Source organism: Psychrobacter sp. PL19, from assembly GCF_017875835.1.
Lineage (GTDB): Bacteria > Pseudomonadota > Gammaproteobacteria > Pseudomonadales > Moraxellaceae > Psychrobacter.
The window spans coordinates 2449146-2467340 of record NZ_JAGING010000001.1 but is presented as its reverse complement, the minus strand read 5'-3'; the positions used below and the strand labels follow the sequence as shown (position 1 = coordinate 2467340).

Annotated in this window: 11 protein-coding genes; 7 read left to right on the top strand and 4 right to left on the bottom strand. The window is 43.6% G+C overall.

The genetic code is table 11. From position 1 onward, the window contains the following. The first annotated feature begins 50 nt into the window (after positions 1-50). Together H4W00_RS09815 and H4W00_RS09810 are read left to right on the top strand one after the other, a co-directional pair. A complete protein-coding gene (locus tag H4W00_RS09815; RefSeq protein WP_209957738.1) occupies positions 51-1652 on the top strand; it encodes a flavin monoamine oxidase family protein in 1602 nt (533 codons plus the stop codon). A 76-nt stretch (positions 1653-1728) separates the two neighbouring features. Next, the gene (locus H4W00_RS09810; protein ID WP_209957724.1) at positions 1729-2382 is read left to right on the top strand and encodes a c-type cytochrome; all 654 of its coding nucleotides are present in this window, start codon (positions 1729-1731) and stop codon (positions 2380-2382) included. 76 nt (positions 2383-2458) lie between these two features. On the opposite strand, the gene H4W00_RS09805 is transcribed toward H4W00_RS09810, so the two are convergent. The 4 genes from H4W00_RS09805 to tolQ all read right to left on the bottom strand — a co-directional run bounded on the left by H4W00_RS09805 (position 2459) and on the right by tolQ (position 6249). Then, positions 2459-3751 carry a PD40 domain-containing protein gene (locus tag H4W00_RS09805; RefSeq protein WP_209957721.1) on the bottom strand — a complete coding sequence of 431 codons (1293 nt, stop codon included), beginning with the start codon at positions 3749-3751 and terminating at the stop codon, positions 2459-2461. A 135-nt stretch (positions 3752-3886) separates the two neighbouring features. Continuing rightward, positions 3887-4924 (bottom strand): cell envelope integrity protein TolA, encoded by a 1038-nt coding sequence (locus H4W00_RS09800; RefSeq protein ID WP_334684939.1) that lies wholly within the window; start codon positions 4922-4924, stop codon positions 3887-3889. Between the two features lie 147 nt (positions 4925-5071). Next, positions 5072-5530 (bottom strand): protein TolR, encoded by a 459-nt coding sequence (tolR, locus tag H4W00_RS09795; RefSeq protein WP_209957718.1) that lies wholly within the window; start codon positions 5528-5530, stop codon positions 5072-5074. Continuing rightward, a complete protein-coding gene (tolQ, locus tag H4W00_RS09790; protein WP_209957716.1) occupies positions 5527-6249 on the bottom strand; it encodes a protein TolQ in 723 nt (240 codons plus the stop codon). The genes tolR and tolQ overlap by 4 nt, the downstream gene beginning before the upstream one ends. Positions 6250-7033: 784 nt before the next feature. Here tolQ and H4W00_RS09785 point away from each other — a divergent pair. From H4W00_RS09785 to H4W00_RS09765, 5 genes are all read left to right on the top strand, one after another. Continuing rightward, positions 7034-8329: an NCS2 family permease gene (locus H4W00_RS09785; RefSeq protein ID WP_209957715.1), complete on the top strand. Its 1296-nt coding sequence runs from the start codon at positions 7034-7036 to the stop codon at positions 8327-8329. Between the two features lie 693 nt (positions 8330-9022). Further along, on the top strand, positions 9023-12274 hold the full coding sequence (putA, locus tag H4W00_RS09780) for a bifunctional proline dehydrogenase/L-glutamate gamma-semialdehyde dehydrogenase PutA (RefSeq protein WP_209957713.1): 3252 nt from the start codon (positions 9023-9025) through the stop codon (positions 12272-12274). Between the two features lie 11 nt (positions 12275-12285). Continuing rightward, positions 12286-12978, top strand: coding sequence for a 1-pyrroline-5-carboxylate dehydrogenase (locus H4W00_RS09775; protein ID WP_209957710.1), 693 nt, complete (start codon positions 12286-12288; stop codon positions 12976-12978). A gap of 866 nt (positions 12979-13844) precedes the next feature. After that, entirely contained in the window at positions 13845-15209 is a 1365-nt protein-coding gene (locus H4W00_RS09770; RefSeq protein WP_209957708.1) for a uracil-xanthine permease family protein, read from the top strand. A 928-nt stretch (positions 15210-16137) separates the two neighbouring features. Next, complete coding sequence (locus H4W00_RS09765) at positions 16138-17988, top strand: xanthine dehydrogenase small subunit (protein WP_209957706.1); 1851 nt, start codon at positions 16138-16140, stop codon at positions 17986-17988. The last annotated feature ends 207 nt before the right edge of the window (positions 17989-18195 follow it).

Here is an 18195-nt window from a genome sequence, read left to right as displayed (position 1 = left end):
AAATCACTATCTGCGGTCATGGATGAGTGCGCTCTTACAAGGACAATAAAATGAACGATCTATTTCAATCGCCCACACGAAGACAGTTACTCGCGATGATCGGTAAGACCGCAGGGGCAACGGCGATGTATCAAGCGATGACTACGCTTGGGTTTGCTTCGGAGTCTAGCTTTAAAAAAGAAATGGACTTAAAAGGAGCTCCTGCTGGTGCCAGTATTGTTGTTCTTGGCGCAGGGTTAGGTGGTCTCACTGCTGCTTATGAGCTGCGTAAAGCGGGCTATAAAGTAACCGTTCTTGAGTTTCAAAATCGTGGTGGTGGGCGCAGTTGGACCTTGAATAGTGGTGATAAATACACTGAGCTGGGTGGCGGAGAAGTGACCTGCGACTTTGAAAAAGGTAATTATTTCAATGGTGGACCATGGCGACTACCGGTTCATCACTATGCGGTATTTCATTATTGTAAGAAGTTTGGGGTAGCGTTACAGCCATTTATACAAACCAACGACCGTGCCTACTTACACCGTATCAATCATTTTAATGGCGCACCGCAGCGCTTAGGTGAAGTGCAAAGTGATATACGTGGTTATGTTTCAGAGTTATTGTCCAAAGCGGTTAACGTAGGCAGCCTTGATAGTACCGTGAATAAAGAAGACAAAGAAAAACTGTTAGAAGGTTTAAAAGGTTGGGGTGTGCTTGATAATAACTATCGCTATACCAAAAGCCATGATACCAGTAAGCATCGCGGCTATAGTGTCTATCCAGGTGGCGGGCTGATGCCTGATGCCAAACCTTCAACACCGATACCAATGAATAAATTATTAGATTCGGGCATGTGGTCAGATATTTATGCCAACTATACCATCTACGATCACCAACCGGCGATGTTCCAGCCGGTCGGTGGTATGGGCAAAATCGGTGATGCGTTCACCCGTGAGTGCCGTGACATGATTGAGTTCAATGCTAAAGTTACTAAGATCTATCAAGACGATAGCGGCGTGACTGTTGATTATGTCGATAGCACTAATCCAGATAGCGCATCCAAAACCATTCGCGCGGACTGGTGTGTCTGTAATATTCCATTATCAGTCTTAACCCAAATTGACATCAACGTTTCAGCGCCAATGAAGCAAGCAATGGCGGCTGTGCCTTATGATACTTCTTATAAAGTGGGCTTGGAGTTTAAACGTCGGTTTTGGGAAGAAGACGAATGGATTTATGGGGGCATTAGCTATACCGATATGCCCATCTCTCAAATTTCTTATCCCTCACACGATATGTTCACCAGCGGTTCAGGGGTGCTACTTGGCGCGTATGGGTTTGGAGAAGCCTCTTATAAATTTAATACGCTAAGTCCAAAAGAGCGCATTAGTGCGGCACTAGAGTATGGCAAATATATTCATCCGCAATATACCAAAGAGTTCCGTGCCGGTACTTCCGTGGCATGGCATCGTATTCCCTGGTCACTGGGGTGCTATGGCCTTTGGAGTGAATCAAGCCGCGATCAATATTACGATACCCTATGTAGCATTGATCATCGTATCGTACTGGCAGGTGAGCACTGCTCGCACATTCCTGCATGGCAAGAAGGAGCGATTTTGTCAGGAATGGATGCAGCCCAGCGCTTACATCAAAAAGCAAAAAAGCTGGGCTAGTAGCAACAGCTATCAATTAGCTGTAATGATTAAGTAGGGACAGTCGTTAGTAATAATAATGAACTCAGAGGTAATCATGAATATGATCAAACCAAACCTGCTTACTGTGGTAATGATGTTGAGTGTCGGAGGAACCGTTGCGCTATCAGGCTGTAGTCGCTATAACAAAGACCAAACCGCTCATACAGCAGCCACCCTTGCTAATCTACAAGCAGCGCAAGTGGTATTTGATAATCAAGCCAGCCGCAATAATGGCGCGTGGGGCGCAGTCTATATGTCTAAAGAAGAACTTAGATCGCCGCGAGCCAATATCGTTGATGTCAGCTCGCTACCAAAAATGTCAGAGGATGTAAATCTACAGCAGTGGCTAGCAAAATTTGAAGGTAGTTTAGAAGGTAAAACCGGATTCTTTACTACGAATGGTAAAAAGCTCTACGACGACTCCTGTGCGGGCTGCCATATGCAAAAAGGCGAAGGCGCACAAGGCGCTGGCTATTATCCGCCGCTAGCTGACAACAGTAAGATGCAATCTAAATACTATATTATCAGCGTGGTGATCAATGGTCTTCGTGGTATGCCCTCATTTCACAGCATGATGACTGATCAACAAATCGCGGCGGTCACGCAATATGTGCAAAGTGACCTTAATAATTTTACCGATACAGTCACTGCTGCTGATGTCGCTCAGCTGCGCCATGATTTCCCGCCCGGTTCTGATCCGAGTGAATAGCCTTAACGCGTGATAAATAAACAGTTAATCATTGCACTAAATATAAAAAATGTAACTATAGTTGTGCTGATGTTATTTATTTAGGACTGGCGGACCACACTGGTGAGCGGAGAGTCCCTTGACCTGATTTACCGAATGATTCTCCACCGTTGAGAGACTTAATAGTGAGAACACCTTTGCCGCCCTGGGTTGAGGCGTAGACCACACGTTTGCCATTGGGTGAAAAGCTAGGTGCTTCATCAATACCGGTGTTGCCCAGATTGGCAGTTACTGTACCGCTGCTATTCATAATAGCGGCTGAACGGCCATTTAAAAAAGCGATTTGCGTGCCATCAATACTAAACTGCGGGCTGGTTGCATAGCCGCTGTTAGACACTTTAATGGTGCGTCCTGAACCGAATTCATAGCGGTAAATTTGCGGTTTATTAAATCCCGTTTTATCAGAGACAAACACAAAAGATTTACCATCAGGCGCGTAGCTTGGTTGAACTTCGCTGCTTGGCCAATTGATAATTCGTCTGGGCTGACCGCCGTTGGCACTTATCTCATAAATATCGGAGCTGCCCTCAAAGCTACTAGAGAATAATATTCTGCTACCATCGGGTGAGAATGAAGGGCTCAAATTACTGCCCGGAAAAGGGGTCAATACACGGGTACTGCCACCACTGATATTCTGTACATAAATAACCGGATGTGATTTTTCACGTTGTACAGCGTAAGCGATCCGGTTGGCATCGGGCGACCAAGCTGGCGAAAATATAGAGCCTTTAACTTCAGTGATGGTACTGGCATTTTCACCGTCAGCATCCATAACTTTTAATCGTGAGACTTTATCTTTACCGCGGCCAATCTCCTCAATATAAGCAATGCGCCCTGAGAAGTCACCTGGAGTTCCAGTGATAAGCTCATAAACTTTATCTGCGATAACGTGACCGGCATAACGCATACTTTGCGGGTCTTTATCTGACGATAAGCTTTGCTTGCCCTCTATAACTTGCCCTGACTTAACATTAATCACTTCATAATCAGTAACGATCTTACCGCGATTGGTACGAGTATTACCGATGACTAGATAGGGAATGCCCATATTTTGCCAGACTGGTAACGTACCAGCCAGCTCACTGCTAGTACGAGGCTGCTGTGGCAGATTTTTGCTAGTGACGTTTAGCTCAGTCCGGCTCAAGTCGCTTAGGATAATGGCTGACAATATCGAATCACCCGCAAAAGGCACAAAGGCGACTTGGTTTTGTTGTACCGGAATATCATAATCCAATTCTAACACCACAGGTGCTGCGAATAAACTAGGAGCGGTTAACAGACTTGAGGCGCTGGCAAGTAAAGTAATCAATAGTTTTTTATGGGTACGCATGACCAAATTGAACTCCTAAAATGGTGTAAAATTATTTTTTATAGGCAATAAGTGGCCTATTACGTTAAGGTAATATGGCAGAGGGTGCAAGGAGCTTAAGGTAAAATCAGCGCATACATGATTGCGGGTCGCTGACTAGTTGCTACCTTTAAACTGGATGGTAAAGGTCGGGTATTTGGGGTCATCAGTATCAATGGGTAGATTACGAGTACTCAATACCGCCTGCTTCGCCGCTTCATTGACCGCATTATCAGGGCCTGAGGTAGAGACAGTCACCACATCGCCATTGGCATTGACCGTAATCGTCAAGGTGGCGCGCTGAGTTGACCCTTTAGCGGCTATGGGTGGGTTATAGTTACGTTTGATTAAGGTGATAATCTCGTTATTACTGGCTCCACTATTACCATTTGATGCAGAACGGTTGCTACCTTTTGCGGTGCTAGAAGTTGCCGTGTCGCCTGATAGGGTAGATTGTCCCTCTGACAAGTTATAATTTTTGCCGCCACTACCTGAGCTACCGGTGTCAATTTCAATATTACGTTGACTGCTATTGGGGCGTTCAATCTTGGGAGGGTGGTTCTTTTTATTGCGAAATTCTTTTAGCTTTTCGCGCTCTTCTTCAAGATTGCTTTGTTTGTTTTGTTCAACGCGTTCCAGTCTTTCTAGGGTAACAGCATCTTGCTGTGCTCGCCATTCATCGAGGTTACGCTCATACTCTTCTGACTGTTCGATAAAGCGTTGTTCCTGTTCTTGACTCATGAGTATTGGCGCTTCATTATAACTGTCAGAAGGATTGTCAGATTGTAAAAAAACGGGCGCTCTTTGCGAGCTCGTTTGACCATTATTAGGTGCGGTGTTGCTGCTATCATTTGGGTTCAGTGGCTCATTACTTACCGCACCGCTAAGACTACTATCTGTTTGTGAGCCATTAGAAGCCGCCGCACGATTGGCCAATATTTGTCCTTGCATCTTAGCCAGTTGCTCAGGCGATACCATGACAGTTTCAATACTGCCTGTGGTCTCTGTTTCAGTATGCTGGTAAGTATAAATCAATATTCCAATGACTAGACCATGTGCCAGCACGCTTAATAAGGTAGGCAGCGTCAGCCTATTACCTTCAGGCTGGGTAGGAATATAGACGGCAGGACCATTATTCATTATATCGATACTCATGGACGTGATTCATCGGGTTATCTGCTTTATTTGACTAGGCTCATTTAGGTGTTTTTTAAGCGGTAGGCCATTGCGTGGCATGTCATTATGAATAGGTTGCTAATAGCGATAGTCAATAAGTTATACGGTTAATAAATAGGTCGTTAATCATAAGGTAGGCGTGGGTAGGGGTGTACCTGTTAACAGTCCTACCTTTTTAATGCCAGCTTGCTGTAAGTTTGCCATCAAACCCATAATCGCCCCATATTGGTTATTCTGATCGGCATTAATCATGACTTGTAATGGTTGCTCACCAGTATCACTGTTTTGTGATTGTAAGTTTGATAAGGTATCAATGAGCTGAGGCTCACTAATTGGCATATCGATATTGTTCTCATAGCTAATAAAAATCTCACCACTGTCTGTTAATGACACAATCACCGGCAGTTGATTTTGGCTTAAAGTATTGGTTTGCTCTCTTGGCAAGTCCACATCGACTCCAGTAGTCAGCATTGGGGTAGTTACCATAAATATGACTAGCAGCACTAACATCACGTCGATATAAGGGACAACGTTCATTTCTGCATTCAGTGGTACTTTTTTACGGGCGTAGGGACTTGGCTTCATAGTCCTTTTACCTGACTGGTTGGCGTGGTTGGTGTCACCGCTATTGGATTGTCTGTGCTGGTTTCACGTTGGAGCATGCCGGTCATCTCATCACAAAATAACGCGCGCGAGTCATAAAGGCGACTGGATATGGCGGTAAAGTGGTTATAGGCTAAAACTGCAGGAATGGCTGCAAACAGACCCATGGCTGTCGCGATTAGTGCTTCAGCAATACCAGGTGCCACGGAAGCAATGGTCGCTTGTTCAGTCTGTGATAGTCCTAAAAAGGCATTCATAATGCCCCATACTGTACCAAATAATCCGACATAAGGCGCCACCGAACCAATACTGGCTAGAGTGGTCAGTCCTGACTCTAATAACTGCTGCTGACGACCTAATCCCACTCGTAATTTACGCTCGACCCCATCGATGATATCGTCTTTAGGCTGGCGTTTTTTATGCATTCTTAGATATTCAGAAAAGCCCACATAAAAAATCTGCTCAAGGCCCTGGCGTTCAGGTGAACCTTGGATACCTTGGTACAGCTTGGCCAAATCTTCACCTGACCAAAACCAGGTTTCAAACTGCTCATCGAAGTTTTTAGCGGTGCCTAGGCGCGCGCTCATCCGAAAAATAACAACCCAACTGAGCAGGGAGGCTAATAATAATAATGCCATCACAATCTGCACCAATAGGCTGGCTTGGGCGATAAGATCGATAATGTTTAATGATTCAGGCATGTAATAGACTCACGGATAATTAATAACAAGCTAAGTTGTAGTCAATTCAAAATAATATAAACACAAAAAAACTGAGCGTAGGCTGTATCTTAATGCAGTAAAAGAGGTTTACGATGTCGTCGTTTCATTATGAGCGGACTAGAACCACTTGATACAGATAGGGCTTCTAACAACTGAAATGTTATGAGCTTAAAAAAGCCAAATTTATATCTATCGTTGACGTGGTTTTCTTATACATAATTTTTTATATGGTTTTCTTATGAAATTCCGATGCACAATCAACGCTGTGCGCTCATTCTAACCCGCTAGTGTACTGTTAAATGAACAAAAGGTCATTTATTAATGTGTTAAAGATATAGTGGACAGTCGTTTTATAAAATATCTGACGACAACCCCTTTGACTATAATATCGTCCCTAATATATACCAAATTGTAACTTTATATTCACAAGGTAACAGTAGTGATTGAATTTGTAGGTTGATTTCACTAAAATGTTAGTATTTGTTTTTAAATTTTTCTCATTATGACACTGTCTTTTTTCTGCTGTCGGTATTTTTATCTGTAATCGAATAGTCAGTCGGTTAGAAACATCATCCATAGTCGCAATTTGGAAGCGTTATTTATGGTCGCAATTTGGAAGCGTCAGTCATAGTCGCACTTTAAAAGTGTCACTTACATCCTCAATTTAAAAAAGACGTTTGCTTACAGCCGCAATTTGGAAGCGGCATTTACTTAATGCAATTTGGAAGCGATATTGATTTAACGCAATCTGGAAGCTGAACTTATGAATGCAATTGAACGCTATTTTGGGATTAATGGTGATAACACCACCATCAAAACAGAAATTCTCGCTGGTGCAACCACGTTTTTAACGATGGCTTACATCATATTTGTTAACCCCAACGTATTGGCAGAAGCTGGCATGGACAAAGGCGCAGTATTTGTCGCCACTTGTTTAGCTGCTGCGGTGGGTTGTTTTATAATGGGTCTTTACGCCCGTCTGCCAGTCGCATTAGCGCCAGGCATGGGACTCAACGCCTTCTTTACTTACGGTGTGGTCTTGGGTATGGGCTATGCGTGGGAAACCGCGTTGGGTGCGGTATTCCTATCGGGTTGTATCTTTGTACTACTAAGTTTGTTTAAAATTCGCGAATGGATTATCAATGCGATTCCAACCGCTCTTAAACAAGGTGTGGTCGCTGGTATTGGCGCGTTTTTAGCCTTCATTGCCTTGCAAAGCTCTGGCATTATCGTTGGGCAAGACGCGACCTTGGTTGCCCTCGGTGATATGACCACGTTTTCACCCGTGATGGCCTCGTTAGGGTTTTTTGTCATCGTCGGCCTGTCTTACAAAAAAATTCCTGGTGCAGTAACGATTGGTATTTTACTGGTCGCCTTGATCAGTTTATTAACAGGTAATACTCAGTTTACGGGGATTATATCTACGCCGCCATCAATTGCGCCTACCTTAATGCAGCTTGATATTGCAGGTGCATTTGACGTCGGCATGATCAGTGTCGTTTTTGCCTTCTTATTCGTAGATTTGTTTGATACTGCAGGCACCTTGATGGCGACCACTAATCAGGCTGGTCTGGTTGACAAAAATGGTAACATTCCCAATCTAGGCAAGGCGCTAATAGCGGATTCAACAGCGACTGTTGCCGGCTCGTTGTTTGGTACCTCATCGACGACCAGTTATGTTGAAAGTGTCGCAGGGATCGCCTCAGGTGGCCGCACCGGATTGATGGCAGTAACAGTCGGTGTGCTATTTTTACTCAGTATTTTCTTTGCGCCATTAGCCGGTATGATTCCAGCCTACGCCACTGCCGGTGCCATTTTTTATGTGGGCGTATTGATGCTGGCCACACTAAAAGAGGTCAATTGGGGTGATGTTACGGATGCCGCACCTGTGGCAGTCGTGCTATTGTTTACACCGCTAACATACTCTATCGCTGACGGTATTGCGCTTGGTTTTATCACCTTTACTGCAGTCAAATTATTGGCGGGTAAATTTGCTGAAATCACCCTCGCAGTTTGGGTATTGACGCTAATCTTATTAGCCAAAATCATATTTCTTTAAATTTTAAGGCTAGATAAACTCAGATGTCAGCTCTCGAACCTTCCTTATCATTGAATGACAAGGAAGGTTTTTTGCTTCAGTATTCAGGTAATGTTCAACTATTTATTTAGCATTACTAATTGGTAGAATTATGCCCAATAGCCAATAGTAAACAAAAAACCATAACTTGAGCGTCATTGTGGTGGCCACCCTGCTATCTAATTGTTTTTTAATGGTATATTTATTATCGTAAACGGTCGATATCGTTAGTTTGAAAGTTTTTTTCGTGATAACATAGCGGAGTTAAGCGCATCACCTCAATCAACGCCGTAGAGGTTTTTCTTACAGTGAATTAGCGTCATCTAAGATCACAAATTAACGATATTAAGGCTATGTTTCGCCATACCTTGATAGTTGGATAATCTACTGGTCATACTCGTTTCACTACCAACAAGAAGAAGGCACTAATGCCGCCTAACTGTTCGTTGTTGCCTTTGCATTGTTAACGTAGTTCGTTGAACGTTCGAACGACATACTTAACCGTCTCCAGCATATGCTGGATTTGCTCGTTTTGTGATGGCGCCGTTCGGTTCTTTGTTGATAGTTTTTATAAATTAACCGCTTGTGTAAATAACTGGCTTTTATAAACCGCTCTCATAAAAAGTTCCTGCGCACCATTTATTATGGTTTTTAAACGATAGTTGTGGAGTTGGTATGAATCCAATAGACCAGTTTGCCCCGAAAGAGCCGATTTTATTTAATCCCACCGATTTGTTGGTGCCAGAGTATATCGAGCAGTCAGCAGATGAGCTGTATGCGCGTATCTCGCCACTATATAGTGTGGACGAAGACCGCTGGTTAACCGACTTGCTGCCACTTGCCAAGCCTAGTGATGAAGAGCGCGAGGCTGCTGCTCAGCAGACGCGCAAGCTAGTCGAGTATGTGCGCAATGATGGTAAAGCCGTCAAGATGGTAGACTCACTATTGCTTGAGTATAGCCTTGACACTCAAGAAGGTATCTTGCTGATGAGTTTGGCAGAAGCCTTAATTCGGGTGCCAGATAACTATACCGCTGATGCACTGATCCGTGACAAGATGAGCGTCGCGGATTGGAAGAAGCACCTTGGAGGTGACAATGGTTTTATCACTAATGCCTCGACCTGGGGATTGATGATGACCGGACGCGTGGTCAGTATTGATAGTGATACGACAGCGTCAGGATTTTTGGATCGTATGACCAAAAAAATGGGCGAGCCAATGATTCGCGGGGCCATGCAAAAAGCCATGCGTGTTATGGGTCATCAATTTGTATTGGGCGAGACCATTGAGGAAGCCAACAAAAACAGTCAAAGCTATCGCAATAAAGGCTATACCTATTCGTTCGATATGCTAGGTGAAGCCGCGGTTACTCATAAAGATGCCGAAAATTACTTTAACGACTATTTGCATGCCGTTAAGTCTACGGCCAATATCAAAGTTAAAGAGGGCATGCCCAAGCCTTCTGTATCTATCAAGTTGTCAGCACTACATCCTCGTTATGAAGCGACCCAAGAAGCACAAGTGATGGGTCTGCTACGTCAGCGTTGCTTATTGCTCATTGAAGCGGCACGCGAAGTCAACGTCGACCTCAGTATCGATGCCGAGGAAGCGGATCGCCTAGAGATTTCTCTAAAATTATTTGAATCGCTATATCGTGACCCGCTAACCGTTGGCTGGGATGGTCTTGGTCTGGTTGTTCAAGGCTACGCAAAACGTGCTATTGCTATTTTTGCATGGGTGGCTCGTTTGTCTACCGAAGTTGGTGACCGTATTCCGCTACGTCTAGTAAAAGGCGCATACTGGGATACTGAAATCAAATTGGCTCAGCAAAAAGGTCTGTCCGGCTATCCGGTCTGGACGCGCAAAGAAGGCACAGATACTGCCTATCTGGCGTGCGCGCGTTTCTTATTATCAGAGCATTTACGCGGGTTGATTTGGCCGCAGTTTGCGACTCATAATGCCCACACGCTAGCAACAGTAATGACCATGAGTGCGCATAGAGACTTTGAGTTTCAGCGTTTGCATGGTATGGGTGATGCGCTCTATGATCACATCTTACAAGCGTATAATATTCCTGTGCGTATCTACGCACCCGTTGGTGCGCATAAAGACTTGCTACCATATTTGGTGCGTCGTCTGCTCGAAAACGGTGCGAATAGTTCATTTGTCCATCAGTTATTAGATAAATCTTATCCTATCGACAAGCTAGTCGTGCATCCGTATGACAAGCTACTCACTAATGACACCTGGCACAATCCAGATATTCCGTTGCCACTTGATATCTATGGCGAGCGTCGTGCTAGCTTTGGTCCTAATATATTTGTCGAGTCACAGTGGCTACCGCTTAAAACAGCTATTGATGGCTATTTGCATAAATCATGGACAGCAGCGCCTATTATTAATGGCCAAACCATTAGTGAGCATGCTGTCGATGGTGTATTTAACAAGCTAGATAACCATACGATACGCGCCCCTTGGAACCATGAAGTCATTGCTGGCGAAGTAAACTATGCCAACGCTGAACTTGCTCGTAACGCTATAGACGCAGCAGTTGCTGGACAAGAAGCGTGGCAAGCGGTATCAGCCTCCAAGCGCGCTGCGATATTGCGTAAAATGGCTGATTTATACGAAGAAAACTACGCTGAGCTAATGGCTTTGTGCCAAGTTGAAGCTGGCAAGACCATACAGGACAGTATTGATGAAATTAAAGAAGCCGTTGATTTTTGTCGCTTTTATGCGGATGAAGCCGAGCGCTTAGATAAAATTGTACATGAAATCAAAGACTTGTCAGGTAAGCCGTTGCGCCAAGCATATAAGGCGCGCGGTACCTTTGTTTGTATTAGCCCTTGGAACTTTCCACTGGCTATTTACACCGGCCAAATTGTTGCGGCCCTAGCGGCAGGTAATACGGTAGTTGCCAAACCTGCTGAACAAACCAGCTTAATTGCCCACTTTGGTGCACAATTGATGTATCAGGCGGGTGTACCTGCTGAGGCGTTACAGTTTGTCACGGGTGCTGGCGAAGTAGGGGCAGCGTTAACAGCGGCTGACAATTTATCTGGCGTTATCTTTACTGGTTCAACCCAAACCGCTCAGCGTATCAATCAAAGCTTAAATGATCATGCGCAAGCCAGCGGCGAGCTACCGGTATTGATTGCTGAAACGGGTGGTCAAAATGCCATGATCGCCGATTCAACTGCCTTGCCTGAGCAAGTGGTTAAAGATGCGGTATTATCTGCCTTTGGCTCAGCCGGTCAGCGCTGCTCGGCGTGCCGTATTTTATGTGTACAAGAAGAAGTGGCAGACGGCATCATTGAGCTACTACAAGGCAGTATGGCCGAGTTGGTTGTGGGTAATCCTCTTTATGCTGCCACTGATGTGGGTCCAGTCATTGATAGTGATGCCAAGCAGGGTCTTGAGGCGCATATTGAACGCATGACCGCAGAGCCAACGGCCAAAATCTTAGGCCAAGCCACAATGAGTGCCAGTTCAATAGTCAGTCAAGATCAGTCTACCTTTGTATTGCCAACAGCAATTGAAGTGAACAGTATTGATGTTATTGGCGGTGAGCATTTCGGCCCTATATTGCATGTATTGCGATATCAAGCGCGCGATTTAGACAAGCTTATTGACGCGATTAACGGTACTGGCTTTGGTTTAACCTTAGGCATTCATAGCCGTATTGAAAGTATCGCTGAGCGCATCGAACGCCGTGCTTGTGTGGGTAATACCTATGTTAACCGTAACCAAATTGGGGCGGTAGTCAACGTCCAGCCTTTCGGTGGCTATGGTCTATCAGGTACAGGTCCAAAGGCCGGTGGCCCACATTACGTGGCACGCTTAATGCGCCTTAGTGATCTAAACAATGCTACAGATAGCAGTGATACCACTGTCTCAACCCAGACCACTCAAACTGATGTCGCATAAGGAGTAGCAACATGGCAATTGAATTCAAAAAAAATCATGCCCAAGCTTGTGAAGCTTGGCGGCTACTTAGCGCGGTCAATCGCGCCGCTCACCTTGAAGCGGCGATCCCTAAGTTGGCATTGCTTACCGGCGATGCTAACAAGGCGCGGCGACTATTTAAGCATTTATTAAGCTTTGCACCCACGCTTGATGAAGTACACCGTATGACTGGGGCTACTGGTGAGTCTAACGACTTATACGTGACAGCTCGTGGTAAAACTATGGTTATTGGTGGCGAATCCGCTAAGACTATGGCCGTACTTGGCCAGCTCATTGCAGCATTGGTGACGGGTAATGAGGTAATACTACATTGCCCAAGCCAAGATGAGATGTGCATCGAAGCCGTAAAAGTGCTTTATGAGACTGGTATCGATAATGATGTCATTAGTATTGCTAATGACTCACAAACCGTGACGCTATTATATATTGATCGTCTCGCGCAAGTAGCCGTGGCCGGTAGTCCTGCTGAAGTACAAGCAGTCAGCCAAGAGCTTGCCAACACTGACGGTATCTTGACGCAAGTGATTGCGGTAACCGATATGGGTGGTTTGTCTGATATGCTCACGCCTGACTATTTATATCACTTCACCACTGAACGAGTAAGAACTATCAACACTACCGCAATTGGTGGTAATGCTAGCCTACTTGAGCTTGGTACTGAATAAGACTGTTGCTGGCTAAACAATATTTAGCCGCGCATGCGTTACGGTTAGTGTCTATTTACGAGAGTCTTAGGATTCTTATAAATGGACACTAACCGTTTTTTTGTGCGTAGTTTCTGTGCCTATTATTTTTATAGGTTTTTGTCATAACTACAGGCGCTGCGCTTATATAGAAGCAGTTAGCTACCAACAGCGAATGAGGTTGAATTTATCAATTATTTACTGTTACGAGGCCAATGACCTCTGAACGCTGATCTTTAAAGCAAACAGAACGAATTATAATATCAATCTTGTAGGTGTTGTAGGTGTTGTAGGTGTTGTTTTGACCCAATACTTCTTAAGTTTTCTAAGATAGAAAGCTTAGGCTTAGCGACAGAAACTTAAGCAACACTGTACGTTTTCGTTGAACTCATTTGGTCGAAAAGTCCTAAAGGAACTGTTCTTATAAGTTGTAAAGTGTGTCAAAACAATGCTAGTATATTGATAGTTGACTAAATAGTCAGCTATTGTCTGGATATGAAAAAAGAAAGCTGTTGGCAAGTAAGCTATGAAGCAAAAAATTAAATACTAGCGATGCCATAAACGAAATACTAATAAGAGAAGTTTTCTACTGAGTCTTTTATAACTATGAATTTTGAATACTGCTATTAAAGATTTTTCAGTATAACTTAAGAGTAGTTTGCATGTTGGAGCTGGCAAGGAGCCATTATAGTTGCTGCAGCAAACTGATAAGCCTTTTTCTATATAAAGGTTATCTGTATCATCGGACGATAATTTCGCATATAGCGAAGCAACGAGTTGTAATATATAGATTATAAACAGGGACTGTTAATTGGCTTACGGTCATATAAATTAAGGATGATTTATCAATGTCTAAATCTTTAGAGTCACAAAATAATTCCGAGTTAATGTATCAACTGAATGATAAGCCTAGCTTTTGGCCGGCGAGCTTTGCCGCCTTACAGCACTTACTGGCCGCTATCGTCGCTATTGTCACGCCTACCTTAATCGTTGCTGGAACCTTGGGTTTAGGTGCCTATGTACCTTACCTAATTAGCTGCGCTCTAATTTCTTCTGGTATTGGCACCTATATTCAATGTAAAAAAATAGGTCCTATAGGTGCTGGGATGTTAAGTTTACAAGGGACTAGCTTCGCTTTTTTAACGGCTATTATCTCTGCTGGATTGATTGTTAAAGGGCGAGGTGGTTCACCGGAAGATATTTTGGCCACCATTTTTGGGGTTAGCTTTTGTGCCGCATTTATTGAGGTTATCATTAGTCGCTTTATTCATAAATTAAAAAGAATATTTACCCCTGTTGTTACGGGTACTATTATTATTCTAATTGGTGTGCCGTTGATTGAAGTAGCAATGACTGATATCGCTGGTGGTTATGGTGCCAAAGACTTCGGTAGTCTACAAAACCTTCTGTTAGGTATGATCGTACTGGTATCAGTGATTGCATTTAACCGCTCAAAAAATCCTCTATTAAGACTTTCTTCAATTGTAATCGCCCTAATCCTAGGTATGATAGCCGCCTTTTTTATGGGTAGACTAGACTTTTCCTCACTAAGTAACGTTGGTTTTATTACTATTCCAATTCCATTTAAATTTGGTTTCCAATTTGATTTCGCAGCGTTTATTCCGCTAGTCATTCTGTATTGCGTCAGTGCACTTGAAACAACCGGCGATCTAACGGCCAACTCTGTTATTTCTAAAGAACCGGTCAAAGGTCCTGTCTATCTTGACCGAATTCAAGGCGGCGTATTGGCAGATGGGGTCAACTCTATGATTGCCGCTGCCCTGAACAGTATGCCGTCGACTACCTTTAGCCAGAATAACGGAGTTATTGCCTTAACCGGCGTAGCAAGCCGTCATGTTGGCATCTACATCGCAACTTTCATGATTATTATTGGGCTGTTTCCTGTTTTTGGTGCCATATTACAAACCATGCCTCAACCGGTACTTGGTGGGGCAACATTGGTCATGTTTGGTACGGTAGCGGTGGCTGGTATCAAAGTATTGGCCAGCGCCAAGCTTGACCGCCGCGATATGCTGATCATTGCCACTTCTGTAGGGATGGGTGTTGGCGTATCGATGGTACCCGAGGTATTGTCGCAACTGCCTGAAGCACTGCGTAATGTGCTGATATCACCGGTGGCGATAGGCGCTATAACGGCAATAGCACTGAGTTTGTTTTTACCTATAGACCCAAGAAGCTCCGATGAAGTATAAATAAAAAGTTGTTGACGTAGTTGCTATATATATGGTGTAGATTAAATGTCTACTGGCCGACTGTCACGATTTACCAAAAGCCTGCGCTAAATGTTCGAGCCGCCAAATATCAAGTATAGCTGTGGTCGTAGGTGGCTATCGTCCAGCAAGCTCTGCAACCCACCGACACTGATATTAAATTTGCCAAACGCGTGGTAGAGGAGTATCAACGTAATGGGTAAGCGGTATTTAAAATAGACGGTAATATGGTCGATGCGCCCGTGATTCAGCGTTGCCTTCGGTTGTTAGGTAAAGATGTGGATTTAAATATTTTGGACGGACGCTAACCAACACTGCAAATCAAAAATTTAGCTATGAGCGTCTAAGTTAAATATATTTTTATCGAACTCATTTGGTTTAATCACCGCTATTTTGGTTTTTTATAAGTTGTAAAGTGAATAGAAGTAGTGATAATATAGTTAATAACTGACCATGTAGTCAAGTGTCAGTTAACTCAAAAATTTCAAATGTAAAAACCTCTCAAGTGTTTTTTAACACTGTTCAAGCATTATTTGAGAGCTGCGTAATCGCTGATAACAAATATTATAACTCAGTTAGAGCAGCTTTTTTTATGTAGTGCGTAGTATCAAAAACGGCCTAGGCATTAATTTACGGCCATATTAATCAAGGATGATTAATCATGTTTAAATTTTTAGCATCACAACATAGTTCCGAACAGTTCCGAGTGTATGTATCAGCTGAACGATAAGCCTCGCTTTTAGGCTATTCGCCTTGCTGCTTTACAGCGCCTGTTTAACCTTATGATTGCTACCTTTACCCCAAATTTTTATTAATAGCCTGCGCTAACCGTTTGAGGTTTCGAAGAACATTTGAGTTTTCAGATGTCGTTAAGTGCCGCCTTATTATTTTACTTTAGCCGAGTATTGCTATGATTAATTTCTATCTGAATGGAAAGCACCATGAGCTAACCCAACTTAACCCCAATACGACGGTGCTTGAGTATTTGCGCTTACATGTGCGTCAAACGGATACCAAAGAAGGCTGCGGCAGTGGGGATTGCGGTGCCTGCACCATTATGGCGCAACGCTTGCCTTTTAACGCTACTGATAACTCTAGTAGCAACGCTAGCAATAGCAGCGAACCTTTCTATACGTTGAATTCTTGTATCACTCTATTGTCGCTCATGGATGGTCATCATTTGATGACCGCTTCTTATCTAGCGGACAATCCTGAGAATCACCCAGAGCGCGCGCTACTACATCCTGTACAGCAAGCGATGGTTGAGTGTCATGGGTCGCAATGTGGATTTTGTACCCCTGGGTTTGTGATGTCGTTGGCGAGTGTCTATGAAAATAAGCGCATGCAACGACTTAACCGACCGACTCAAAGCGTATCTAGCGATGGATCAAATGCAAATAACTCAGACTCTGATGATCTAAGCCATGAAGACCTAAGCTATGAAGACCTAAGCTATGAAGACCTAAGTTACGATGAGATCGTTGCCTCCATATCAGGAAATCTATGTCGATGTACAGGCTACCGGCCTATTATCGAAGCCGGTTTGATGATGGAAAAGATTGGTCAGCAAAGAGATGCTGAACAGGCCGCAGTGAAAGATTTAACCATTGGTTTAGCCACCGATGCAATGGCAAGTACTAATATAAGTGCCGATATTAGTACTAGCATTAATGCTGGGGTAAGCACAAAAGAGTCCTCAATAGCATCTATCGAGCCTGCACTTAGTGATGCTGGGCGAAAACTGTTTATCCCACAATCTATTGAGACACTTAATCAGGTGTTAGCTGCGAACCCAACAGCGACAATTTGGGCAGGTGGCACAGACTTAGGTTTGAGTGTGACTCAGCACTTGGTCGATCATGAGGTGATTGTTCAGCTGTCAGCTATTGCGTCGCTAAAATCCTGGTCGTTATCTGATGTTGAGGAAGTCTTTAACAGTGACGCAAAGCCATCAACAGCTCAAATATCGCAAGAGCTAATCTTTGGTGCTGGCATGAGCTACGCAAAAATGTTGCCTGTATTAGAGCAGTATTTTCCTGAGTTTGCTCAACTGTTCGAACGCATTGCCTCTCCGCAAATCCGTAACATGGGTACTATTGGTGGTAACGTTGCTAATGCTTCGCCTATTGGGGATTTGCCGCCGATTCTATTGGCATTAGGGGCGCGCATTCATTTGCGTCATTGCGATGGCAATGTTTATGACAATGTTTATGACAATGTTAGTGTTGATGCTTATGTTGATGACAATGCTGAAAGCCACGCTAATAGTAGTGCTAACGATGATAGTAATGAACAGCCATATACTGACGAGGTTATACCTTTATCAGACTTTTTCTTAGATTATAAAAAAACCAAGCTGCTAGCTGGCAGTTATGTGGTTGCCATTCATATTCCACTGATGCAAGACCATCAGCACTTATTCATTCATAAGATTAGTAAGCGTTACGAAGATGATATTTCTGCCTGTCTACTGGCGGCAAAAATTGAGCTGTCAGCGGATGGCACAACCATTAATAACGTAAAATTTGGTTTGGGCGGTATGGCAGCGATACCCTTGTTGGCCGCACATTGCCAGCAAGCACTTATCGGTCAGCCTGTTGAAGTTGCTAGCTTTGAAAAGGCAGCACAAGCTTTGCCTTTAGACGTCTCACCATTAACCGATGTCAGAGCCAGCCGTGAGTATCGTATGCATGTCGTACAACGTTTATTAATTAAATGCGGCAAGCAATTAGTTAAAAATTCGCAAATAGAGACTGCTTAGTAGCTTATTACTGAAAACTGTCATTTAGCACATACTGTTTAACATATATTTTTAACATACAGTTTTCACAATATCCTCCTATAAAGCACAGTTTGCGCGGCATCATTACTTCTTGCACCAAAAATTATTAGTAAAAAATACCATAAGCTAAATATATATCTTATGTCAAAAATAAAAGAGCATCAATAAAAGAGCACCAATAAAAGA

What these genes read in the sequence shown, in the direction of transcription:
- H4W00_RS09815 (WP_209957738.1), top strand. Translation starts at nt 51, where the DNA reads ATGAACGATCTATTTCAATCGCCCACACGAAGACAGTTACTCGCGATG.
- H4W00_RS09800 (WP_334684939.1), bottom strand. Translation starts at nt 4,924, where the DNA reads ATGAGTATCGATATAATGAATAATGGTCCTGCCGTCTATATTCCTACC.
- tolQ (WP_209957716.1), bottom strand. Translation starts at nt 6,249, where the DNA reads ATGCCTGAATCATTAAACATTATCGATCTTATCGCCCAAGCCAGCCTA.
- H4W00_RS09805 (WP_209957721.1), bottom strand. Translation starts at nt 3,751, where the DNA reads ATGCGTACCCATAAAAAACTATTGATTACTTTACTTGCCAGCGCCTCA.
- H4W00_RS09775 (WP_209957710.1), top strand. Translation starts at nt 12,286, where the DNA reads ATGGCAATTGAATTCAAAAAAAATCATGCCCAAGCTTGTGAAGCTTGG.
- putA (WP_209957713.1), top strand. Translation starts at nt 9,023, where the DNA reads ATGAATCCAATAGACCAGTTTGCCCCGAAAGAGCCGATTTTATTTAAT.
- H4W00_RS09785 (WP_209957715.1), top strand. Translation starts at nt 7,034, where the DNA reads ATGAATGCAATTGAACGCTATTTTGGGATTAATGGTGATAACACCACC.
- tolR (WP_209957718.1), bottom strand. Translation starts at nt 5,530, where the DNA reads ATGAAGCCAAGTCCCTACGCCCGTAAAAAAGTACCACTGAATGCAGAA.
- H4W00_RS09765 (WP_209957706.1), top strand. Translation starts at nt 16,138, where the DNA reads ATGATTAATTTCTATCTGAATGGAAAGCACCATGAGCTAACCCAACTT.
- H4W00_RS09810 (WP_209957724.1), top strand. Translation starts at nt 1,729, where the DNA reads ATGAATATGATCAAACCAAACCTGCTTACTGTGGTAATGATGTTGAGT.
- H4W00_RS09770 (WP_209957708.1), top strand. Translation starts at nt 13,845, where the DNA reads ATGTCTAAATCTTTAGAGTCACAAAATAATTCCGAGTTAATGTATCAA.